The 22,827-nt window shown below is 70.4% G+C and carries 19 protein-coding genes, 1 tRNA gene and 1 other RNA gene; 11 read left to right on the top strand and 10 right to left on the bottom strand.

Going from position 1 to position 22,827, the window contains the following annotated elements:
• Positions 1–5 precede the first annotated feature (5 nt).
• Positions 6–620 (top strand): helix-turn-helix domain-containing protein, encoded by a 615-nt coding sequence (locus ACZ6S4_RS40585; protein ID WP_465479996.1) that lies wholly within the window; start codon positions 6–8, stop codon positions 618–620.
• A complete protein-coding gene (locus ACZ6S4_RS40580; RefSeq protein WP_465479995.1) occupies positions 617–1,861 on the top strand; it encodes an MFS transporter in 1,245 nt (414 codons plus the stop codon). The genes ACZ6S4_RS40585 and ACZ6S4_RS40580 overlap by 4 nt, the downstream gene beginning before the upstream one ends.
• Before the next feature lie 9 nt (positions 1,862–1,870).
• On the opposite strand, the gene ACZ6S4_RS40575 is transcribed toward ACZ6S4_RS40580, so the two are convergent.
• The 6 genes from ACZ6S4_RS40575 to ACZ6S4_RS40550 form a co-directional block, all read right to left on the bottom strand.
• Positions 1,871–2,620 carry a ricin-type beta-trefoil lectin domain protein gene (locus tag ACZ6S4_RS40575; RefSeq protein WP_465479994.1) on the bottom strand — a complete coding sequence of 250 codons (750 nt, stop codon included), beginning with the start codon at positions 2,618–2,620 and terminating at the stop codon, positions 1,871–1,873.
• A gap of 270 nt (positions 2,621–2,890) precedes the next feature.
• Positions 2,891–3,877: a DUF3800 domain-containing protein gene (locus ACZ6S4_RS40570; RefSeq protein ID WP_465479993.1), complete on the bottom strand. Its 987-nt coding sequence runs from the start codon at positions 3,875–3,877 to the stop codon at positions 2,891–2,893.
• Between the two features lie 42 nt (positions 3,878–3,919).
• The gene (locus ACZ6S4_RS40565; protein ID WP_465480039.1) at positions 3,920–5,578 is read right to left on the bottom strand and encodes a glycosyltransferase family 39 protein; all 1,659 of its coding nucleotides are present in this window, start codon (positions 5,576–5,578) and stop codon (positions 3,920–3,922) included.
• A gap of 2 nt (positions 5,579–5,580) precedes the next feature.
• Positions 5,581–6,609, bottom strand: a complete 1,029-nt coding sequence (locus tag ACZ6S4_RS40560; protein ID WP_465479992.1) for a hypothetical protein — start codon at positions 6,607–6,609, stop codon at positions 5,581–5,583.
• Complete coding sequence (locus tag ACZ6S4_RS40555) at positions 6,606–7,175, bottom strand: RNA polymerase sigma factor (protein ID WP_465479991.1); 570 nt, start codon at positions 7,173–7,175, stop codon at positions 6,606–6,608. Before ACZ6S4_RS40555 ends, ACZ6S4_RS40560 begins: the two co-directional genes overlap by 4 nt.
• Positions 7,176–7,292: 117 nt before the next feature.
• Positions 7,293–7,380 (bottom strand) — tRNA-Ser (locus ACZ6S4_RS40550).
• An 80-nt stretch (positions 7,381–7,460) separates the two neighbouring features.
• Here ACZ6S4_RS40550 and ffs point away from each other — a divergent pair.
• From ffs to ACZ6S4_RS40505, 9 genes are all read left to right on the top strand, one after another.
• Positions 7,461–7,556: signal recognition particle sRNA small type (gene ffs / locus ACZ6S4_RS40545), an RNA gene on the top strand.
• A gap of 68 nt (positions 7,557–7,624) precedes the next feature.
• A complete protein-coding gene (locus tag ACZ6S4_RS40540) occupies positions 7,625–11,149 on the top strand; it encodes a DNA polymerase III subunit gamma and tau (protein ID WP_465479990.1) in 3,525 nt (1,174 codons plus the stop codon).
• 95 nt (positions 11,150–11,244) lie between these two features.
• Positions 11,245–11,553, top strand: a complete 309-nt coding sequence (locus ACZ6S4_RS40535) for a YbaB/EbfC family nucleoid-associated protein (protein WP_239130031.1) — start codon at positions 11,245–11,247, stop codon at positions 11,551–11,553.
• 4 nt (positions 11,554–11,557) lie between these two features.
• Positions 11,558–12,151, top strand: coding sequence for a recombination mediator RecR (recR, locus tag ACZ6S4_RS40530; protein WP_212987800.1), 594 nt, complete (start codon positions 11,558–11,560; stop codon positions 12,149–12,151).
• Positions 12,152–12,298: 147 nt separating this feature from the next.
• Positions 12,299–13,978 carry an ABC transporter substrate-binding protein gene (locus tag ACZ6S4_RS40525; RefSeq protein ID WP_465479989.1) on the top strand — a complete coding sequence of 560 codons (1,680 nt, stop codon included), beginning with the start codon at positions 12,299–12,301 and terminating at the stop codon, positions 13,976–13,978.
• A 91-nt stretch (positions 13,979–14,069) separates the two neighbouring features.
• Positions 14,070–15,077, top strand: a complete 1,008-nt coding sequence (locus ACZ6S4_RS40520) for an ABC transporter permease (RefSeq protein ID WP_465479988.1) — start codon at positions 14,070–14,072, stop codon at positions 15,075–15,077.
• Positions 15,074–16,033 carry an ABC transporter permease gene (locus ACZ6S4_RS40515; protein WP_465479987.1) on the top strand — a complete coding sequence of 320 codons (960 nt, stop codon included), beginning with the start codon at positions 15,074–15,076 and terminating at the stop codon, positions 16,031–16,033. The genes ACZ6S4_RS40520 and ACZ6S4_RS40515 overlap by 4 nt, the downstream gene beginning before the upstream one ends.
• Positions 16,034–16,039: 6 nt before the next feature.
• Positions 16,040–17,023, top strand: coding sequence for an ABC transporter ATP-binding protein (locus tag ACZ6S4_RS40510; protein WP_465479986.1), 984 nt, complete (start codon positions 16,040–16,042; stop codon positions 17,021–17,023).
• Positions 17,020–18,129 (top strand): ABC transporter ATP-binding protein, encoded by a 1,110-nt coding sequence (locus tag ACZ6S4_RS40505; RefSeq protein WP_465479985.1) that lies wholly within the window; start codon positions 17,020–17,022, stop codon positions 18,127–18,129. Before ACZ6S4_RS40510 ends, ACZ6S4_RS40505 begins: the two co-directional genes overlap by 4 nt.
• Here the strand turns inward: ACZ6S4_RS40505 and ACZ6S4_RS40500 are convergent.
• The 4 genes from ACZ6S4_RS40500 to leuA all read right to left on the bottom strand — a co-directional run bounded on the left by ACZ6S4_RS40500 (position 18,126) and on the right by leuA (position 22,762).
• Entirely contained in the window at positions 18,126–19,721 is a 1,596-nt protein-coding gene (locus ACZ6S4_RS40500; protein ID WP_465479984.1) for a beta-N-acetylhexosaminidase, read from the bottom strand. The genes ACZ6S4_RS40505 and ACZ6S4_RS40500 overlap by 4 nt on opposite strands.
• Positions 19,722–19,774: 53 nt before the next feature.
• Positions 19,775–20,236: a hypothetical protein gene (locus ACZ6S4_RS40495; RefSeq protein ID WP_465479983.1), complete on the bottom strand. Its 462-nt coding sequence runs from the start codon at positions 20,234–20,236 to the stop codon at positions 19,775–19,777.
• The gene (locus ACZ6S4_RS40490; protein WP_465480038.1) at positions 20,233–20,862 is read right to left on the bottom strand and encodes an HNH endonuclease family protein; all 630 of its coding nucleotides are present in this window, start codon (positions 20,860–20,862) and stop codon (positions 20,233–20,235) included. The genes ACZ6S4_RS40495 and ACZ6S4_RS40490 overlap by 4 nt, the downstream gene beginning before the upstream one ends.
• Before the next feature lie 154 nt (positions 20,863–21,016).
• Positions 21,017–22,762, bottom strand: a complete 1,746-nt coding sequence (gene leuA / locus ACZ6S4_RS40485; RefSeq protein WP_465479982.1) for a 2-isopropylmalate synthase — start codon at positions 22,760–22,762, stop codon at positions 21,017–21,019.
• Positions 22,763–22,827: the final 65 nt, after the last annotated feature.

The following is a 22,827-nucleotide window of genomic DNA, read 5'->3' as shown; positions in this document are numbered from 1 at the left end:
GAAACATGTCTCTCACGAATCCGTTCGGCGATCTGCAGGTCACCGACCCGCAGGCGATGCGAGCGCTCGCTCACCCCGTACGGCTGGCGATCTTGTCCTATCTCCAGCGCAACGGACCCGCGACCGCGACCGCGCTGTCGCCGCACGTGGGAGCGACGCCGTCGGTCACCAGCTGGCACCTGCGGCACCTGGCCGGCTTCGGCCTGGTCACCGACGCCGACCCGGACGAGGTGCCGGGCGACCGCCGGCAGCGCTGGTGGAAAGCCAAGGCGCGCGGCTTCTCGGTGACGATGGGCGACGACCCCGAGTCGCAGCTGGCCGCCCGGGCCCTCGGCGAGCAGCTCGCCATGGCGGCCCAGCAGCAGGTCAACGCCTGGATCGCCGACGTCGGGCCGACTCTGCCGGCGCAGTGGCAGCAGGTCGCCGGCATCTCCAACACCAGCGTGCCGCTCACCCCCGAGGAGCTGGCGGAGCTCAGCGGCCGCATCGACGAACTGATCGCGCCGTACGTGCACCGCGCCGAAGCGGACGCACCGGCCGGCGCCCGGATCGTGCGGATCCTGCGGCACTACCTGCCGGGAGCGGACGACCTCCGGCCGGCCCCGGGGGAGGAGTCGTGAGGCGCTTCGAGCGGTTGTGGGCCGGGCAGACGATCTCCCAGTTCGGCGACCGGATCAGCGAGCTCGCCCTGCCGCTGATCGCCGTGCTGACCCTGTCCGCCACGCCCACCGAGGTCGGCCTGCTGACGGCCGCGGTCTGGGCGCCGAACCTGCTGTCGCTGCTCGTCGGCTCGTGGGTGGACCGCCAGGCGCACCGCAAGCGCCTGCTGGTGGCCGCTGACCTGCTGCGCGCCGCCGCCCTGCTCAGCCTGCCCGTCGCTCACTGGCTCGGCGTCGTCACCCTCGCGCAGCTGTTCGCCGTCGCACTGCTGGCCGGGGCCGGGCAGGTGATGTTCTCCGCCGCGTATCCCTCGTTCTTCGTGGCCCTGGTCGACCGCAGCCGCTACGTCGAGGCGAACAGCAAGCTCAGCGTGAGCCGGTCGGCGTCCTTCGTGGCCGGTCCGGCGCTGGGCGGCCTGCTCATCCAGGCAGTGACCGCGCCGGTGGCGATGCTGGTGGACGCCGTGTCGTTCCTGGGCTCGGCGCTGCTCATCGGCCGGATCAAGGTGGCGCCCGTGCCGGTCCAACCACGCCGGTCGCTGCTCGCGGACGCCCGCGACGGCCTGCGGTACGTGCTCGGCCATCCGTACCTGCGCGCCGGGCTCGGCTGTGTCACCACGGTCAACTTCTTCGGCTACGTCGCGCAGGCGCTGGTGGTGCTCTTCGCCACCCGTACGCTCGGCTTGCCGGTCGGGGTCATCGGCCTGGCGCTGGGGCTGGGCGCTCTCGGCGGCCTCGCCGGGGCGGCGCTCGCTCCCCGGCTCTCCCGGCGCTTCGGGGTGGGCCGGATGATGCTGCTCGGCGCGGCCCTCTTCCCGGCCCCGACCGCGGTGATCGCCCTGGCCGGCGGGCCGGTGTGGCTGGCCGCCACGCTGCTGGCCGCCGCGGAGGCCATCGCCGGCTTCGGCGTGATGATGATGGACATCAACCTGAACTCCGTGCAGGCCGCGGTGATGGCCGACGAGATGCGCAGCCGGGTGGCCGGGGTGTTCGGCACGATCAACTACGGGGCCCGGCCGCTGGGCGCGGTCGTCGGTGGCCTGCTGGGCAGCGGCATCGGCCTGCGGCCGACCCTGCTGATCGCCGCCGTGGGCGGGATGCTCGGGTCCTGGTGGCTGCTGCGGTCACCGCTGCCCGGGGTACGCACGATGGAGTCGCTGGCGCCGCCGGCCGAACTGGCGAACGTCCGGCCGGCGGCGTAGCGCGGTGCGTCACAGGTAGAGAGTGCGCCACCGCTGCTGCGTCTGGTTGTTGCAGTCCCAGAGCTGCACCTTGGCGCCGTTCCGGTTGATGGCGTTGAGGTCGGCGTCGACACACCGTCCGTTGTAGGCGCTGCGGATGATCAGGCCCCGGCTGTCCCGGCCCTCGACGATCCATTGCTGCTGCCGGGATCCGTTGCAGTCCCAGAGCTGAACCTTCGTGCCGTTACCGTTGATCGTATTGAGATCGGCATCCAGGCAGCGGCCCCGGAAAGGAGACCGGATGGTGCCGTCCGACCAGGTGTGCCACCGCTGCTGGAGCTGATTGTTGCAGGCCCACAGCTGGACCTTGGTGCCATTCGTGTTCATGGTGTTCAGATCCGCGTCGACGCATTTGCCGTTGTAGCTCGTGCGCCACACCATCGACTGCATCCGCTTCACCTTCCCGGTGAGCTTGACGCACATCTCGCGCCCCTGCTGCACTCCCTTGTAGTAGGCGGTCAGGCACACGTAGCTGCTGTTGACCGGGTAGGTCTCGTGCACCGGGAAGTCGAGCCAGGCCCGGACGAACGAGCAGCTCCGGCCGCCGGACCTGGACCAGGACCGGAAGTTCTTGTTCCCGTACGCGGAGATCCGCACCCGGGCGCTGTAGTCACAGATGTTGGCCCGCATCGGCAGGGTCATGACCGCCTGCACCTTGTCGACCCGCCCGCCGCTGCCGGAGACGTTGTTGCAGGCGTAGGCGACATCCCGGCCGGCCACACAAACTCCGCTGCCGGCCTGCGCCGGTGAGGATATCGCCGTCGTCACCGAAACCGCGCCGCACAGTGCCAGGGCCAGGGCAGCAATTCGCCGTAAAGACATGGGATCTCACTTCCGTCCGGATTCCTTTTCGCTTGCCCAGACCGTCGCACAGTCGATCCCGGTGCATGTATCGCTCTCAGGCGTGATGAGCCGAAAGGAAGCGCAAGCCGAATTAAGCCGATCGGTCACTGACATTTGTCCGGCCGAATGCCGGGACGACCACACGGCTCATGGCTGCCCATCGCGTAGTGACGTCGGTGAGAGGAACGGCTGAAGGTGCCCGTCGCCGGCGGTCCCCGGCAACCGCCGCGCCACCCCGGCGAGCAGGTCGGCCACCTGCACCCGAGGATCATCGCGGGAGTCCACTGTGACCAGTCCGGCCAGCGGCGATACCCGGCCCGGCGGCAACCCGGCCTCGTCGGCCAGCAACTGTTGCAGCCGCCGCAACCGTCCGGCGGTGAGGGCGCTCTGCTCGTCGTGGATCACCAGGACCTGCCGCTGCCCGTCGCTCCAGAACAGCACGGTCTCCGTCAGCGCGGGCAGCATCGGTTCCAGCGGCGGCGGGATCGACCGGTCGTCGTCGAACAGCCGGGCCAGGACCGTTTGCACCCGCGCCCGGTCGAGCCCGTCAAGTCCGTCCGGCCCCAACTCATCGTGCGCCCGGAAGAACTGGGCGAAGGCCTCCGGGTCGGGGCGGTGCCTCCGCTTGAGCCGTACCAGCTCGACGAACGCAGCGAGAAAGACGCCCCACGCGTCCCCGGCCGATCGCCCGGCCCGGTACAGGCGGGAAGCCGCCGGCCGATTCTGCTGGGTGAGGCGGGTGCCGGCCGCGTAGGAAGGCTCCCCGAGGAAGAAGTCGACGATCCGCGTGACGAGGAAGAACTCCTTGTCGACCAGCTGAACGTGCGCCCGGCCGCGCAGCTCGGTGAGGAACCACTCCAGCGCCTCGCCCGCCCGTGGACTCCGCAGGAACTGCCCCGACTTGAACTCGTACGGCGAATACCGGAACCCGGACCGCAGCGCCGCGATCAATCCGACCGCCTCGCCGACGCTCAGGTCGACGCTCGCATGCGTGATCACCGGGGTGGTGGGGTCGAGCAGATTGCTGCCGGAGAAGCCGGACTCGTCGCAGGCGATCTCCACGACGGGGCCGGACACCGCATCGACCGGCGGCAGGCCGCCCTGCAGCGGCAACCACACCCGGTCCCTCGCCATGGCGACCATGCTCGCCCGCCCATCCGGATCCGACCACCGAATTCACTGGAGGGTCACTGCTGGGGGGCAGCCGGCTGCAGGTTCCCAGATCTCGTAACCAACCAGGTGCCACCGTTTCTGCCAGTGGCAGGTCGAGCGGCCCAGGGCGGTGTTGCGGGAGTCGCCGGAGCGGAACACGTAGGCCGCTCGAGGGTCGGCCCGCACTTCGGTCCGGTAGGGCAGGTAGCGGTCGAACCCCGGACGGAGGCCGCCGGCGGCATCGCGGAACAGGACGGCGCAGACGATCTGTTCCCGGCTGATGAAGGTCAGCCGGTTGCAGTCGAAGTAGCCGCTGTAGATGTGGGTCACCCCTGCGCGGCGCAGAGCATCGATCAGCTGTCGGCTGTCAGCCTCGCCGGGGCCCCGGGCGGAATCCCGGTAAGCCTGCACAGTGCCGAGAGCCAGCGTGATCGCGGCGAACCCGAGCACGGCAGCCCGCAGCGGACCACCGACTCTCGGCGCCACGGAGCGCAGGCTCCACAAGGAGGCTGTGACGGCTGGGGTGGCGACGAGGACACCGATGATGTAGCGGAAGTTGTTGGCCGGAGCGACGCCTGGTGTGGAGCCGGCCGCGAAGGCCGCGACGGTCAGAGCAGCTGCGGCCAGCATCGCCAACCGGCCGTACACCTCGGCACTTCGCTCCTCCGGCGCGTGGCGCCGGCGACGCAGTGCGCGGATACAGGTAGCCACTCCCGCGGCCCACAGCACGATCAAGGCGATTCCCCACAGCGTGGCTATGGCGTCGTCCGTCGGTGGACGCCAGCTTCCGGAGAAACCGAGGGGCCACGCCGGCCGGGAGTACGGGTGGGCGATCGCCGAGCCGCCGGAGACGTACGCGAGGCTGGTCGTCACCGTATTGGTCACCTGGCTGGCCAGCCCGGCCGATTGTCCGCCGTTGAGCCCGGTGCCACCCATCAGGTAGATGTTCACCACGCCGACCACCCCGCCGTCCCGCCAGGGGTGGGTGAAGTCGTGCAGAAGCCACGGCACAGCACCCGTGAGCAGACCACCGCCGAGCGCCCACAGCCCGCCCGGCCGTGCGGCCGCCCGCCGCCGGATGGTCATCCAGACCAGCACTGCCGAGGTGAGCACGAACGGGGCTGTCAGCATGGTGCTCCACAGCCCGAGGGTGGCGGTGGCGCCCCAGCCGGCCAGCCGCCACCGCTGCGCGGCCGCGTGGCCGGGATCGTCCGGTGTGGCCAGCAGCCGGTGGCCGAGGAGAAGCAGCAGCGTGCCGGCGAGCAGTGTTTCGGGGATCGCGCCCTGGGCCACCAGCTCGTGGCCGTACAGCTCCCGTGACCCGAGCGCCAGCAGCCCGACCGACACCAACGCCACTGCGGTGCCGTACAGGCGCCGGGCCAGCACGTACATGGCGATGAGGAAGAGCAGGAACAGCAGCAGCATCGGGACGCGCAACCCGGCCAGCGACGGGCCGAACACCCGGAACACGGCGGCGGCGAGATAGGCCTCCGCTGTGCCCATGTACGACTGGCCGTCCATGAAGCTCGGGAAGTGGCGGCCCTCGGCGATGTGCATCGCCATCAGCCCCATCGTGCCCTCGTCGCTGTTGCTGGCCGGCCACTCCCGGACCAGCAGACCGATACGGACGGCGGCCGCGACGACCAGCAACAGGATCAGAGCCAGCGACGGCGACCAGCGCACCTTCAGCAAGACAACGCTCGCTTGTAAGCTCCCGGCTCGCGACCGGCGGCCACCGGATCGGTGTAGAACCAGAACATCCGGGGATAGCCCTCGGGGTTCATCTCCTTCAGCACCGCCCAGCGGTGGCTGCCCTTCAGGGCTGCCTGCGCCTTCGTCACGGCCGCGTCGTCGCCGGCCTCTTTCGCCCGCTTCCACTCCTCGATCCAGCCGCAGCCGACCGCGCCGATCACCCGGGCGTTGAACTGGTACGCGTCGTTCGTGCCGAGGCCGTTCAGCGACCGGACGTCGAAGCCGGGTGGCAACGGCACGTCAGCGAGCGCCCTGGCCGCCGCCTGCCGCACCTCGTCCGGCGTGATGATCTCCGGCGGCATCGCGGCCAGCCAGGTCGGCACGTCGACCCGCTTCACGTGCAGCAGGATCTCGTCGTACTGCGCCTTGCCCGCCGCGCCCTGGACGCGCAACTCGGCGAACACACCGTTCCGCGGCTCCAGCATGGTCGCGAAGTCGCTGTCCGCGTACCGGATGGTGAAGCCCGGCCAACCGGCGACCGTCACCGGCTCGGGCGGGCTCTGCCCCGCCCGGTCGTCGCGGTAGGCCGGGTAGTACTTCGCGTCGAACCAGTCCATGTCCAGGGTCAGCCCGCCCTTCTTGAACCCCACGGCGCCGCTCCGGTCGCCGACACCGAAGCCGTCGACGTTGACGACCTTCCAGCCGTCCTGGGCGATCAGCAGGCGCGGGCTGTCCTCGGCGAACTTCTGCCACGCCACCGGAGTCCGCTCCGGCGGAGCCTGCGGGGGCTCGGGTTGCGGGCGGAAGGGGATGAGCAGAGCGAGAACGCCGAGGAAAGACGCGGCAGCGGCCAGCGGCACGAGCAGCCGCTTCCTCGTCGGCGACGTCTTGACGACCGTCAGGGTCGGCACGGACATGATCTCCTCCAGGAGATGCTGCTCCGCCCCCTGGAGGCGGGCGGTGATCTCCGGACGGAAGGGGTCGGCTGCGCGAAGCTTCTGATCGAGCCGCTCGTCGGTCATCGGGCCTCCTTCGGGACGGGCGCGGTCAGGACGTCGAGCACATGTCCGGGCGGCCCGAGATCGTCACCGGCCAGTTCGCGGAACCGGGCCCGGGCCCGCGACAGCCGGGTACGCACAGCGGCCGCACTCACCCCGAGAACGACGGCCGCCTCCCGCGGCTCCAGCCCCTCCCACCCGGTGAGCATCAGCACCTCCCGGTCGAGCCCACCCAGCCTGGCCAGAGCAGCCTGCACGGCCAGCCGCTCCGGCACCTCGGCGCCCGGATCAGCGGCGAACACGGTGGTCAGGCGCTGCCGCAACTGCGTACCGAGCCGTTCCCGGCGGACCCCGGCACGGTGGTGGTTGGCCAGCACGCGGCGGGCCACGCCGTACAGCCACAGCCGGGCCTCGTCGCCGGGCGGCAGCTCACGGTGCCGCCGCCAGGCGATCAGGAAGGTCTCGGCGACCACGTCCGCCGCATCCTCCGGCTGGGCGACCCGCCGCACGGCGTACGCCAGCAGGAGCGGAAAGTTGTCCGCGTAGACGCGCCGGAACCGGGCCGGGTCGTCGTCGATGTCGGAGCTCACGTGGGTCCCATGTCCGGCAGTACGAGCATCGTGACAGCCGAGATCAACGTGGGTGTGACAAAGGGACCGCTCAAGGCGGAAGGCCGGTCCCGACGGGACCGGCCTTCGACGTCTGGCTGGCGGAGGATACGAGATTCGAACTCGTGAGGGTTTTATCCCAACACGCTTTCCAAGCGTGCGCCCTAGGCCTCTAGGCGAATCCTCCGTCGGACAGAATACAGGCCCGCCCGGACCGCGTTGCGCGGGAGGGCCGCACGGCGTCCCCGCCGCGCCAGGTACTCTGTCCGCAGCCCCTCGTGCGGCGTCATCTTGTGAACCTCCCCAGGGCCGGAAGGCAGCAAGGATAAGCGAGCTCTGGCGGGTGCACGGGGGGTCCTTTCGTTCCCCGGGGTTTGTTGTTGTCACACCCTCGACGGAGAATGGCGCGGTCGTCGCAGGAGGTGGCAGGAGTGGCACTCGCCCTCTACCGCAAGTACCGGCCCCGGACCTTCGCCGAGGTCATCGGGCAGGAGCACGTCACCGAGCCGTTGTCGCAGGCGCTGCGCAGCGGCCGGCTGCATCACGCCTATCTGTTCTCCGGACCGCGCGGCTGTGGCAAGACGTCCAGCGCGCGCATCCTCGCCCGCTCGCTCAACTGCGAGCAGGGCCCGACCCCCGAGCCGTGCGGGGTCTGCGCATCGTGCAAGTCGCTGGCCAACGACGGCGCCGGGTCGATCGACGTCATCGAGATCGACGCGGCCAGCCACGGCGGTGTCGACGACGCCCGTGACCTGCGGGAAAAGGCGTTCTTCGCGCCCGCCAGCAGCCGCTACAAGATCTACGTCATCGACGAGGCGCACATGGTCTCGTCGGCCGGCTTCAACGCGCTGCTCAAGCTCGTCGAGGAGCCGCCGGACTACGTGAAGTTCATCTTCGCGACCACGGAGCCGGAAAAGGTCCTCGGCACGATCCGCTCCCGCACCCACCACTACCCGTTCCGGCTGATCCCGCCGGCGGTGCTCCGGCCGTACCTGCAGCAGCTCACCGAGGCCGAGGGCGTGCACGTCGACCCGGCCGTGCTGCCGCTGGTCGTGCGGGCCGGCGGGGGCAGCGCCCGGGACACCCTGTCGGTGCTCGACCAGCTCATCTCCGGCTCCGGCCCCGAAGGAGTGAGCTACCCGCGGGCGGTCTCGCTGCTCGGCGTGACCGATGTGGCGCTCATCGACGAGATGTGCGACGCGCTTGCGGCTGGTGACGGCGCGGCGGCGTACCAGACCATCGACCGCGTGGCCGAAGCCGGCCACGATCCCCGGCGCTTCGCGTCCGACCTGCTCGAACGCTTCCGCGACCTGATCGTGCTGCAACAGGTGCCGGACGCGGTCAGCAAGGGCCTGATCGACGGCCCGGCCGACCAGCTCGAGCAGATGGGCGCGCAGGCGACCCGGCTCGGCCCGGCGACCCTGTCCCGCTGCGCGGACATCGTGCACAACGGCCTGGTGGAGATGCGCGGCACAACCGCGCCGCGGCTGCTCCTCGAGCTGATCACGGCCCGCATGCTGCTGCCGGGCGCGGACGACGCGAACAACGCGCTCCTCCAGCGTCTGGAGCGGATGGAGCGGCGTCTCACGCTGACCACCGATGAGGTACGCCCGGAGCCCACCACCGCAGCGCAGTCCCCGGCTGGGGGTATCTCCGCTGCTCGTGCCGCTGCTGCTGCGGCCGGTCGGCGGGCGCCCGCAGGGGGCGTTCCGTCCGGTTCCGTCCCGGGTCCTGCGTCGGCTGCGTCGGCTGCGTTGGCTGTTGGAGCCGCCGCGCCGGTTTCGTCGGCCGGGTTGGGCTCCGCTGCGCCGGTTTCGTCGGCCGGGTTGGGCTCCGCTGCGCCGGTTTCGTCGGCTGGGTTGGGCTCCGCTGCGCCGGTTTCGGCGGTGCCTGGCGCGGCTGCGCCGGTTTCCGCTGGGCCGGCCGCCGCTGGGCCGTCCGTGGCTGGGCCGGCCGCCGCTGGGCCGTCCGTGGCTGGGCCGGCCGCCGCTGGGCCGTCCGTGGCTGGGCCGGCCGCCGCTGGGCCGGCCGCCGCTGGGCCGGCCTCCGATGAGCCTGCGTCCGGTGGCTCGACGTCCGCGCGCCCGGCTGCTGCTGGGCCGGTCTCCGGTGGGCCCGCTGCTGCTGGAGTTGCCTCCACGGTCGCCGGTGAGCCTGATCTTGCGCCGCCCTGGGACACGGAGCCGGAGCCTGATCCAGGGCCGCCCTGGGAGACGGAACCGGACGTTGAGCCGCCATGGGCGACGGAGTCCGGGTCGGCCACGTCGACGCCGCGTTCGGGATCTCCGGCCGCGCCGGTCTCCGCCGGTGGGAGGTCCGCTGTGAGCACTTCGGCGCGGGCCGATTCCGGCGCGTCTCCGGTTTCCGCCGTCCCCACTTCCGGGACGCCGGTCTCGACAACCCCTGTCTCGGGCGGTCCTACCCCGACGGGTCCTGTCTCGGGCAGCCCGAACGGCGGCCCAGCCGCCCGCCGGCCCGAGCCCGCCGGCCTCATGCCCGACGCGCCCGAAGAGCCCGGCTATGCCCCGCAGGCCGAGGTCCCCGGGCAGCTGTCGGCGGCGGCGATCCGCGAGGTCTGGCCCGAGATCATGACGGCGGTCAGCCGCAAGAGCAAAAAGATCGCCGCCCTCGCCCAGGGCGCAACCGTGCGCGACCTCGAGGGCCAGACCGTCGTCCTGACCTTCCGCTTCCCCGCGCACGCCAAGATGGTCGCCGCGGAGCCGACGCTGATCTCCGACGCCCTCTATGAGGCACTCGGCGGCCGTTGGCAGATCCGCTGTGACGTCGCCGGTGAGAGCGGCCCGTCGCCGGGTTCCGGCGGTTCCGCCCCGCTGGGCCCGCGCGGCGGTCCGGCCGGTCCCGCTCAGCGTTCACCGCAGGCTCAGGACGGTCCGCCTCGCCAGGAGACGGTTCGCACCGCACCGGCCACCGGTGGGGCCCCAGCGCGGCAGCGGGACCCCGCGCCCCGCGCTTCGGCGACTGTCGCGAGCAACGCCGGCGACGAGTGGCCGGAGCCGGCCCGTCCCGGAGGACTTGCCACCGTGGTGGCCACCCAGGTCGCAGCACCCGCGGTCGAGGACGAGGAGTGGCCGGAGACGGCCCGGCCGGGTGGTGCCGCGGTCGCCGGCCGGTCCGGCGGGCCGGCCTTCGCGGACCCGAGCGTCGGTCAGACCGCCCCGATCGGCGTCGAAATCGACGGCCCGGGCGGCGGCCAGGGCTTCGGCGGCCAAGGAGGCGGCCCGAGCGGTGGCCCAGGCAACGGCCCGGGCGGCGGACACGGCGGTGGCGCGAGCGGTGGCCCAGGCAACGGCCCGGGCGGCGGACACAGCGGTGGCCCGGGCGGTGGACACGGCGGTGGCTCGAGCGGCGGCCCGGGCAATGGCCCGGGCGGCGGTCCGAGCGGCGGCCAAGGCACCGGTGGCCCGGGCAACACCGTCCCGGGCAACACCGCCCCGGGCAACCGCGTCGTCTCGGACGCTCCAGGCCCGAACACCACCGACGACCGAGCGCGCCCAGCCGAACAGCCCGGCGCCGCAGCGGAGAGATTCCGCAACAGCGCACCTGCGGCCGCCGCGGCCCCGGTGACCAGCGGACGACCCCCGTCCAGCGGTCTGGCCGCAGCCCGAGCCGCTGCCGCCGGCGCCGGTCGCGGCACCAACGCGGCCCCACCGGCCAAGACCGGCGCCTGGTCCGACGGCTCACCGACCGAGGAAGCCCCCTACGACCCGGAGTACGACGGCCCACCCCGCCCTGACACCGGCCGGTCCAACGGCGGCGGCCCAGCGAGCAGCGGCGGCCAGGCGAAGGGCGGCGGCCCGGCGTTCGAGGGCTTCGACCCCGGCGACGAGCCGCTCGATGACGTGATCGATGAGAAGACCGCCCGGCAGAGCAGCGAGCAGCAGGCCGTACAGCTGCTCCGGGACGCCCTCGGGGCGGAGAAGATCAGCGAGTCCTGACCCGGTTCCGGGCCGCGCGTGCGGGGCACTGGACAATGGTCGGGACTACCCCCGTTTTAAGGAGCTATGCGATGCGCCCCGGTGGACAGCCGAACATGCAGCAGATCATGAAGCAGGCGCAGAAGATGCAGCAGCAGGTCGCGCAGGCGCAGGCCGAGCTGGCCGAGGCCGAGGTCACCGGTACGGCCGGCGGTGGCCTGGTCACCGTCGTCGTCACCGGGCTGGGCGAGTTCAAGTCCATCAAGATCGACCCGAAGGCGGTCGACCCGGAGGATGTCGAGACGCTGGAGGATCTGGTGCTCGCCGCCATCCACAACGGGTCCGAGGCGGTGCGGGAGCTGACCGAGCAGAAGATGGGTCCGGCCACCGGCGGCCTGGGCGGCCTGTCCCTCCCGGGATTCTGAGCCTGTGTACGAGGGCGCCATCCAGGACCTGATCGACGAGCTGGGCCGCCTGCCGGGTGTGGGCCCGAAGAGCGCCCAGCGGATCGCCTTCCACGTCCTGTCCGCCGATCCCGCCGACGTGAACCGGCTGGCCAGCTCCCTGCGCAAGGTGAAGGAGCTGGTCCGCTTCTGCACGACCTGCTTCAACGTCGCCGAGTCGGAGCAGTGCCGGGTCTGCCGCGACACCCGTCGCAGCAGCGAGGTCATCTGCGTCGTGGAGGAGCCCAAGGACGTCGTCGCGATCGAGCGGACCGGTGAGTTCCGCGGTCGCTATCACGTCCTGGGTGGCGCCATCAATCCGCTGGAGGGCATCGGGCCCGACAACCTGCGGATCCGGGAGCTGCTGATCCGGCTCGGCACCGGCGAGGTCAAGGAGCTGATCCTGGCCACCGACCCGAACACCGAGGGCGAGGCCACGGCCACCTACCTCGCGATCATGGTGAAGCCGATGGGCATCGCGGTCACCCGGCTGGCCAGCGGTCTGCCGGTTGGCGGCGACCTCGAGTACGCCGACGAGATCACCCTCGGTCGTGCTTTCGAGGGACGTCGCGCCGTCTGACCGTGCATTGCGACCTTGTTCCGCAGACTGGGAAAAGACACGATCCGATACCAACCCACGATGTGTTCGCCATCAGCGGTTAGGGTCGCGCCAACGGTGGCCAATGGTCGCCGCGTTTGTCCGTACCCACAGGACGAGGTGAACACGATGCGTGCATCGAGGATGCAGGCGAAGAGGCTCCGGACGGTCATCACCGCCGGTGTCATTGCGGCTCTGGCGATCGGTGCTGGCGGCTGCGCCGACAGCGACCGCGACAGCGGTGGCGACGAAGGCAAGGCCGCTACCGGCGGTACCTTCATCTTCGCGGGCGCCGGAGACCCGAAGAACTTCGACCCGATCTTCAACGATGATGGGGAGTCGTTCCGGCCGATCCGGCAGATGTACGACACCCTGATCGAACATAAGCCCGGCACCGCCGAGCTGCAGGGCGGTCTGGCCGAGAGCTGGAGCAACGACCCGACCGGCAAGATCTGGACGTTCAAGCTGCGCCAGGGCGTCAAGTTCCACGACGGCAGCGCGCTCGACGCCACTGCGGTCTGCGCGAACTTCGACCGCTGGTACAACATGAAGGGCGATGCCGCCCAGTCCCAGATGATCTACTACGCCGACGTGTTCGGCGGCTTCGCCGGCAGCCCGGACGCCGTCTACGACAACTGCAAGGCGCAGGACGCCAACACCGCGGTCGTGACGATGAAGAAGTACAAGGGCGCCTTCCCGGGCGCGTTCGCGCTGACCGCGTTCTCGATCGCGAGCCCGACCGCGCTGAAGCAGTACGACGCCGACAAGGTGACCCAGAACGGCGACTCCTTCGCGTACAGCGCGTTCGCGAACGAGCACCCGACCGGCACCGGCGCGTTCACGTACGGCGGCTGGAACAAGGCGACCGGCGAGATCACGCTGAACAAGAACCCCGACTACTGGGGCGAGAAGGCCAAGGTCGACAAGATGATCATCAAGGTCATCAAGGATGAGAACACCCGGAAGCAGGAGCTGCGCGCCGGCACGGTGCAGGCGATCGACTTCCCGGCCCCGGCCGACCGCAAGGCGCTCGCGGGCGAGGGCTACAAGGTGCTCGACCGGCCCGCCTTCAACATCCTCTACCTGGGCATCAACCAGAAGAACCCGAAGCTCAAGGACCTGCGGGTCCGGCAGGCGATCGCGTACGCGCTCAACCGCGCTCAGCTGGTGCAGACCAAGGGCCCGGGCGGCGCGACGGTGGCCGACGAGTTCATGCCGAACACGGTCCTCGGTTACGCCACGGACGTGCAGAAGTACGACTACAACCTCGAGAAGGCCAAGCAGCTGCTGAGCGAGGCCGGCGCGACCGGCCTGACGCTCAACTTCTACTACCCGACCGAGGTCTCCCGGCCGTACATGCCGAACCCGCAGGAGATCTTCACCGTCCTCGCGAATGACCTGCAGGCTGCCGGCATCAAGGTCAACGGTGTCCCGCGGCCGTGGAACGGCGGCTTCAAGGACGACGTGCAGCAGTTCGGCAAGCAGGACCTGCACATCCTCGGCTGGACCGGCGACTACAACGACCCGGGCAACTTCGTCGGCACGTTCTTCGGCCGCGAGAAGGTCGAGTTCGGCGACAAGGGCATGACCGAGATGTTCGACGCCATCGGCAAGGCCGACGCGACCGTCGACCAGGCGGCCAAGAAGACCGCGTGGGAGCAGGTCAACCGCGACCTCGCCACCAAGTGGCTGCCGGCCGTCCCGCTCTGGCACGCCCCGCCGGCGCTGGTCACGACGAAGAACGTCGAGGGTCTGGTGCCGAGTCCTCTGACCAACGAGGAATTCAACACCGTCACGCTGACCAAGTAGTCCGTAGCACCAGGCACCGCCGCGGCCCGGACCGGGATGATCTCCCGGTCCGGGCCGTCCGGCGCGATTCTGACAGGATGCGTCATTCCTTATGGTGAGAGTCATCTTGCGCCGCCTGATCCAGCTGGTCGTCACCCTCATTGCCCTGACCACCCTGGTTTTCTTCTGGCTGCGCAGCCTTCCCGGCGGGCCTGTCGACGCGTTGCTGGGCGAACGCGCGACCCCGCAGACCCGCGAGTTGCTGACCCGGGCCCTCGGCTATGACCAGCCGATCTGGACGCAGTACGGCCGCTTCGTCAAAAACGTGGTGACCGGCAACTTCGGGAACTCCATCCGCACCGGCGAGCCGGTGATGGACGTGATCAGCCGGTCCTTCCCGGCGACCATCGAGCTGGCCGTCGCGGCGATCATCATCGCGATCGGGCTGGGCATTCCGCTGGGCTACATCGCGGCCCGGTACCGCGGGCGGTTGCTGGACAACGCCACGATCATCGTCACGCTGATCGGCATCTCGATCCCGATCTTCTTCCTGGGTTACCTGCTCAAGGACGTGCTGACCCAGAACATCCACATCTTCCCGCCGTCCGGCCGGATCACCACCGGTACGGACAACACGGACGTAACCGGCTTCTTCGTCCTGGACGGGCTGCTCACCCGGGAGTTCGACGCCTCCGCCGACGCCCTCTGGCACCTGGTGCTGCCGGCCCTCACCCTGGCCACGATCCCGCTGGCGATCATCATCCGGATCACCCGGGCCAGCGTGCTGGACGTCCTGGACGAGGACTACATCCGTACTGCGGACGCCAAGGGCCTGCGCAACGCCACCATCCGCAAGCGGCACGTGCTGCGCAACGCGTTGCTGCCGGTGGTCACCACCATCGGCCTGCAGACCGGTGCCCTGCTGGCCGGCGCGGTGCTGACCGAGAAGGTCTACAACTGGGGCGGTCTGGGCACCCTGATCACCGACTCGATCAGTGGCGGCCGCGACTACCCCGTGCTGCAGGCGTTGATCCTGCTCGCCGCATTCATCTTCATCGTGGTCAACCTGCTGGTCGACCTCTCGTACGCCGTCATCGACCCGAGGGTGCGTGTGCAGTGAGCGGAACCGGAGGATTGGCGACGCTCGCCGACCACAAGCGCCGCCGGATCGAAGAGCTGACCGCACGGACCTCCGAGGCCGGCGGGGTCAGCCTGATCCGCGACGCCGGCCGCCGGCTGCTGCGCAACCCCACCGCCGTGGTGGGCGCGATCATCATCCTGCTGTTCCTGATCATCGCGATCTTCGCGCCGCTGGTGGCCCCGCACGACCCCGTGCAGCGGTTCCCGGAGCTGACCAAGGACCTGACCGTCGACACCATCCCGGGCGCCACCGCCGGGCATCCGCTGGGCAGTGACCCGCTGGGCCGCGACTTCGCGTCCCGGATGATCTACGGCGCCCGGCAGACGCTGTTCGTCGGCGTCCTGGCCACGTTCATCGGCCTGTTGTTCGGCGTCGTGCTCGGCGCGATCGCCGGCGCCGTCGGCGGCTGGCTCGACGTGCTGATCATGCGGCTCACCGACGTCATGCTGGCCCTGCCCAGCCTGCTGCTGGCGATCACGCTGGTGGCCCTGGCCAGCCGGTCCACCCAATGGACGGTGATCATCGCCGTGGCGGTGGTGAACGTGCCCATCTTCGCCCGGCTGCTGCGCGGGTCGATGCTGGCGCAACGGGAGAGCGACCATGTGCTCGCCGCCCGCGCGCTGGGCGTGCGGCGGCGCGACATCGTGCTGCGGCACATGCTGCCGAACTCGCTCACCGCGGTGATCGTGCAGGCCACCCTGACCTTCGCGGTGGCGATCCTGGACGCGGCCGCGCTGTCGTTCCTGGGCCTCGGTGACCCGGACATCAACCGGGCCGAGTGGGGCCTGATGCTGGGCGTGGACGGCGTACGGTATTTCGAGGTCCGCCCCGAGCTGGCCTATCTCCCCGCCCTGGCGATCATTTTTGTGGCCCTCGGCTTCACCTTGCTCGGCGAGAGCATGCGCGAGGCGCTCGACCCGAAGAACCGGCGGTGATCAGTCATGCCTCTGCTCGACGTTCGTGATCTGTCGGTCGTCTTCCAGCGCAAGGGCGCCAAGCCCTTCACCGCGGTGGACGGTGTCAGCTTCACCGTGGAACCCGGCCAGACGGTCGGGCTGGTCGGCGAGTCCGGCTGCGGCAAGTCGGTGACCAGCCTGGCGATCATGGGTCTGCTGCCGCGCCGCGGCAACAAGGTCACCGGTGAGGTCCGCTTCGAGGACACCGACCTGCTCAAGCTGCGCCCGCAGGAGCTGCGGGACCGGCGCGGCCGGGACATCGGCATGATCTTCCAGGACCCGCTGTCCTCGCTGAACCCGGTGCTCCCGCTCGGCCTGCAGGTGGCCGAGGTGCTGGAACGCCACCAGGGCCGGACCCGGCAGGCGGCGCTGCGCGAGGCCCGGGGACTGCTCGACGCGGTCGGTATCCCGGACCCGATGCGGCGGCTCAAGGAGTTCCCGCATCAGCTCTCCGGCGGTATGCGGCAGCGGGCGCTGATCGCCATCGCGCTGGCCTGCAAGCCGCGCCTGCTGATCGCCGACGAGCCGACGACGGCCCTGGATGTGACCATCCAGGCCCAGATCCTCACGCTGCTCAAGCAGCTGGTGGAAGAGTCCGGTACGGCGCTGGTGATGATCACCCACGACCTCGGGGTGGTGGCCGGTCTCTGCGACACGGTCAACGTCCTGTACGCGGGCAAGGTGGTCGAGCGGGCCGAGCGTCACGACCTGTTCGCGGAGCCGCGGCACCCGTACACGCACGGGTTGTTGCAGTCGGTGCCGCGGCTGGACCTCGACCGCGGTGGGCGGCTGCACCAGATCCGTGGCTCGGTCAGCGACAACATCCCGTGGTCGGAGGGCTGTGCCTTCGCGCCGCGCTGTGACCGGGTGATCGACGCCTGCATCGGCGACACGGTGCCCCTCGAGCCCACCTTCCGCGGCGGCGCGCTGCGGTGCACGAACCCCGTACCGCAGGAGGTGCCGGTGTGAGCGACGCACTCGTGGAGATCGACGACCTCAAGGTCCACTTCCCGATCAAGAGCGGACTGCTCTTCGACCGTACGGTGGGTCATGTCTACGCCGTTGACGGTGTCTCCCTGAAGGTCAAGCGGGGCGAGACCTACGGCCTGGTCGGCGAGTCCGGCTGCGGCAAGTCGACGCTGGGCCGCGGCCTGCTCCGGCTGGTCGAGCCGACCAGCGGCGGGATCACCTTCGACGGCACCGACGTGCGCTCGCTCAAGGGCGAGCAGATGCGGCTGTTCCGGCGCCGCATCCAGATGGTGTTCCAGGACCCGCTGTCCAGCCTGGACCCGCGACAGTCGGTGGAGTCCCTGCTCGTCGAGGGGCTCAAGGCGCACGGCCTGCACAAGGACAAGGCCGACGTGCAGAAGCGGCTGAAGTCCACCCTGGACTCGGTCGGTCTGCCGGCCTCGGCGCTGAACAAGTACCCGCACGAGTTCTCCGGCGGGCAGCGGCAGCGGATCGGCATCGCCCGGGCCCTGGTGCTCGGCCCCGAGCTGATCGTGGCCGACGAGCCGGTGTCCGCGCTGGACGTGTCGATCCAGGCGCAGGTGGTCAACCTGCTCGGTGACCTGCAGGACTCGCTGGGGCTGACCTACCTGGTGATCGCGCACGACCTGGCCGTGGTCCGGCACATCTCCGACACCATCGGCGTGATGTATCTGGGCTCACTGGTCGAGGAGGCGGACGGCGACCAGCTGTACGACCGGCCGCTGCACCCGTACACCAGGGCTTTGATGTCGGCCGTGCCGGTCCCGGACCCGCAGGTGGAGGACCGGCGGGAGCGGATCCTGCTGGCCGGCGACCTGCCGTCGCCGGCCAACCCGCCGAACGGCTGCCGGTTCCACACCCGCTGCCCGTGGGCGCAGCCGACCCGCTGCGCCAGCGAACGCCCGGAGCTGCGGGTGTTCGACGACTCCGGCCAGCGGGTGGCCTGCCACTACGCCGAGGAGATCCTCAGCGGCCAGCTCAAGATGCACGAGGTACGCGCGGAGATCGTCCGCCCGGACTCGGCCACCGCGCCCTCCGCGGGCGGGGAGCTGATCCAGACCCCGACGGACCTGCCGACCCCCTAACTCCAGTCGATCTGCGGCGAGGGATAGAAGTCGACGCCGCGTGCGGTCCATCTCGGGCCGTACGCGGCGAGCCGCTCGCGGAACGACGCCCAGTCGTGGGTGCTCCGCGGTGACCAGCCCAGTTCGGCGATCGCCGGCAGGCGGGGGAACGCCATGAACTCGATGTCGTCCAGGTCGCGCAGCGTCTCCGACCAGAGCGGCGCTTCCACGCCGAGGACCGCGGTGGCGGGCAGGCCGGTGAGATGGGCCGCCGGATCCCAGTCGTACGCGGTGCGGACCTCGATGTAGCCGGCCCAGGACAGGCCGAGCGGCGTGTTCGCGTCGTATTTCTGGTCGATGTAGGCCTTGTTGGCCGGGGACATGACCACCTTGGTGCCCCGGGCGGCGGCGGCCACCACGGTCGGGTTGGTGGTCGCGGTGTCCCAGAACTGGGCCACGGCGTTCGCGGAGGCCGGCGACTTGGTGATCTCGTTCCAGCCGTACGCGGTCTTGCCGTACTTCGTGACGAGCGGGAGCACCCGCTGCTGGAAGGTCAGGTAGTCGGCATCGGTGGTGGCGTGCGCCTCGTCGCCGCCGATGTGCAGGTACGGCCCCGGCGTCAGCGCGGCGAGCTCACGGATGACGTCCTCCACGAAGCGGTACGTCGTCTCCGAGCCGATGCACAGCGAGCTGTAGCCGACCGCGGTGTCCGTACGCGGTGGCGGGGCCACGCCGTCGCAGGTCAGCTCGGGATAGGCCACCTGGGCGGCGTTGACGTGCCCGGGCATGTCGATCTCGGGCACGATCGTCACGTGCCGGGCGGCCGCGTACCGGACCAGGTCCCGGTAGTCGGCCTTGGTCAGGTAGCCGGGACCGGTGCCGTCGACGCCGGTGCCGGGCCCGCCGCCGACCGTGGTCAGCCGCGGCCAGCTGTCGATCTGGATCCGCCAGCCCTGGTCGTCCGTGAGGTGCAGGTGCAAGTAGTTGATCTTGAAGCGGCTGATCTCGTCGACGTACGCCTTGATCTCGTCCGGGGTGTGGAAGTGCCGCGCCACATCGAGCATCGCCCCCCGGTACGCGAACCGCGGATGGTCCACGATGCTGCCGCCGGCCACGCTCCACGCCCGGCGCACGACGGTCCGGGACTCGATCTCCCGCGGCAGCAGCTGGCGCAGGGTCTGCGTGCCGGCGAAGAGCCCGGCCGGCTTGTTGGCCCGGATGGTGACGCTCCGGCGGTCGACTCTGAGCCGGTAGCCCTCGTCCCCGAGCTGGGCGTCATCGGCGCCGAGGAGCAGCGAGATGGTCGGCAGCACGCGCGGGGCGGCGGGCAGAACAGGCAACGGATAGCCGGTCGCCGGGCGCAGCGCGCGGGCGAGCTGATCACCGACGGCCCGGGCCGCGGCCGAACCCGGCTGCGTGCGGATGACGGTGAGCGGCCCGAGCCGGAAATCGGCGCCGGCGACGGGCCGCACCTCGACGGGCGCGGGAATGACACTGCTGAGCGCCGGGACCGCGCCCGCCGCCGGAGCGGCCGAGGCGGCGGTGGGCAGCGCGGCGGTGGGCAGCCCGAGAGCTGCGACGATGAGCATGCGGGTCACGACAGGTCTGGCCACGAGCCCGACGCTACATTCGGGCTCGTCTATCTGTAAAGGTTCCGTGCAGTTGATCAGCCCTCGGGCCGGTTCAACAGCCCGACCGCGATCGCATGGACGGCGTCGAGGTCGGCCGGGTCCTTGAGGGTGGTCTTCGCGCCGGTCACGGCATACCACTCGTCGGCGTCCTTGTACTGCGCGCGGATGGTGACCTGGTCGCCGGAGAGTTCCGTCTGGAGGGTCACGTCGCCCGTGATGACACCGGCCTCGTCCGTCATCACGCCGCCCTGACCGGCCACGATGTCGGTGGTCCGGCTCGTCGCCGCTGCGGGGGCGGCGGCGGCTGCGGGGGCCGCGGCCTCAGCTGCGGGGGCCGGCTCGGCGGCGGCCTCGGGAGCGGCGGCCGACTCGGCAGGAGCGGAAGCGGCCGCAGCCGCGGGCGTGGCCGCTGCCGCCGGCGTGGTGGCGGTGGGCTGAGTCGCGGCCGGAGCAGCGGGCTCGGTGGTGGTCTCGGTGGCGGGCTTGTGCTTGGTCATCGGCACTTCTCCAGCATTTTCTTCAGCTCGACCTTCTCCTTGGTGGTGACCGTGAGCTTCCACTGGCTCTTCACCACGATCCAGTCCTGAGCGTATTGGCACCACGAGCCGGTCTGCTCGGGCTTCCAGGTGGACGGGTCCTGGTCACCCTTTGACCTGTTCGACGCGGCCGAAACCGCCACCAGCTGGGGATCGTCGAGATCGTTGGCGAACTCCTCGCGCTGGTCCGTGGTCCAGGCGGCCGCGCCCGAGCGCCAGGCGTTGGCCAGCGGCACCACGTGGTCGATGTCCACCTTGGCCGGGTCGGTGATCTTGTCGCCGTCGTAGACGCTGATCCAGGTGCCCGCGACCACGTTGCACCCCGAGACCTTGACCTTGGTGCCGTCGCGCTTGAGGACCGTGTCGCGGACGTCGCAGTTGCTGCCGGTGCTGTTCCAGTGCGGGAACTTGGCGCGGCTGTAGCCGCGCATCGAGCCGGTCCTCGTGACGACCTTGAGGGCGTCGAGCTTCTTGCGGGCCTCGGTGGGATCGATCGTCGTGGTGGTGCCACCGGTCGAGTCCGAGCCGGAGCCCGAGCCGTTCTCGGCGGGTATCTGGCAACCGGCGGCGACGGTCACGGTCAACAGGGCGGCGGCGACACGCAGGGTCCACAAAGGAGTGATACGAGGGGGCACGAAGTAAGCGTATGCGCCCTACGCCCGCTTGGCGAAAGTCGTCATCCGTGCCGGATACGTCCCGCGCGCCGCCCGGGTGAACCTGGGCGGCGCGCGGAACAAATACTCAGCGGACGCGGTTGACCGCGCTCGTCACGGCCTTGATCGAGGCGGTGACGATGTTGGCGTCCAGCCCCACGCCCCACACGGTCTGGCCGTTGACCTCGCACTCCACGTACGCGGCGGCCTGGGCGTCGTGACCGGAGGACAGGGCGTGCTCGGCGTAGTCGAGGACCCGTACCTGGATGGCCAGCGGCTGCAGTGCCTGCACGTACGCGTCGATCGGGCCGTTGCCGACCCCCACGACCGGGCGCCGGGTGTTGCGGTGCCGGACCTCGGCGTCGATCTCGACCTTGCCGTCCACCGTGGCCGTGCTGTAGCGCTCCAGCTCGATGATGCCGAACTGCTGGTGGTCGACCAGGTACTCGCCCGCGAAGATGTCCCACATCTGCTGCGGGCCGACCTCGCCGCCGTCGGTGTCGGTGAAGTGCTGCACCACGCCGGAGAACTCGATCTGCAGCCGGCGCGGCAGGTCGAGCTTGTGCTCCTCCTTCATGATGTACGCCACCCCGCCCTTGCCGGACTGCGAGTTGACCCGGATGACCGCCTCGTAGCTGCGGCCCACGTCCTTCGGGTCGATCGGCAGGTACGGCACGCCCCAGGCGAAGGCGTCCACGGCCACACCGGCCTCGTTCGCGTCCTCCTGCAGCGCGGTCAGGCCCTTCTTGATCGCGTCCTGGTGCGAACCGGAGAACGCGGTGTAGACCAGGTCGCCGACGTACGGGTGACGCTCGTGCACGGGCAGCTGGTTGCAGTACTCCACCGCGCGCTTGACCTCGTCGATGTCCGAGAAGTCGATCATCGGGTCGATGCCCTGGGAGAAGATGTTCAGCCCCAGCGTCACCAGGTCCACGTTGCCGGTGCGCTCGCCGTTGCCGAACAGGCAGCCCTCGACGCGGTCGGCGCCGGCCAGCACGCCCAGCTCGGCGGCGGCGACGGCGGTGCCCCGGTCGTTGTGCGGGTGCAGGCTGAGGATGATGCTCTCGCGCCGCGGCAGGTGCCGGTGCATCCACTCGATCGAGTCGGCGTACACGTTGGGGGTGGCCATCTCGACGGTGGCCGGCAGGTTGATGATCAGCGGGCGGTCCGGCGTCGGGTCGATGACGTCGATGACCGCCGAGCAGATCTCCAGCGCGTATTCCAGCTCGGTGCCGGTGTAGGACTCGGGGGAGTACTCGTAGAAGATCTCGGTGTCCGGAGTGTGGATCTCCGCGTACTTCTGGCAGAGCCGCGCCCCGGTCGTCGCGATGTCGGTGATCCCGGCCTTGTCCAGGCCGAAGACGACCCGGCGCTGCAGCGTCGAGGTCGAGTTGTAGAAGTGCACGATGGCCCGCTTGGCGCCGCGGATCGATTCGAAGGTGCGGTCGATCAGGTGCTCGCGGCACTGCACCAGCACCTGGATCGTGACGTCGTCCGGAATCAGGTCCTGCTCGATGAGCTGGCGGACGAAGTCGAAGTCGGTCTGGCTGGCGGCCGGGAAGCCGACCTCGATCTCCTTGTAGCCCATCGCGACCAGCAGGTTGAACATGCGCCGCTTGCGCTCGGGGGACATCGGGTCGATCAGGGCCTGGTTGCCGTCGCGCAGGTCGACCGCGCACCAGCGGGGCGCGGCCTCGATGCGGCGGGCGGGCCACTGCCGGTCGGGCAGATCGACTGCGAACTGCTGCTGGTAGGGCTGGTAACGCTGGAACGGCATCCGGCTGGGGCGCTGACGCGCGATGGGGTCGCCGGTTACATCCGTGGTGGAAGACATGGTGAGGGCTCCTGAAAAGTGGTCAGTTCCGAGGAACGACCGGCGCGCGTCAACTCCGCGACGAG

The sequence above is a fragment of the Actinoplanes sp. NPDC051405 genome (assembly GCF_055586185.1).
This window is presented reverse-complemented; position numbering and strand designations above follow the sequence as displayed.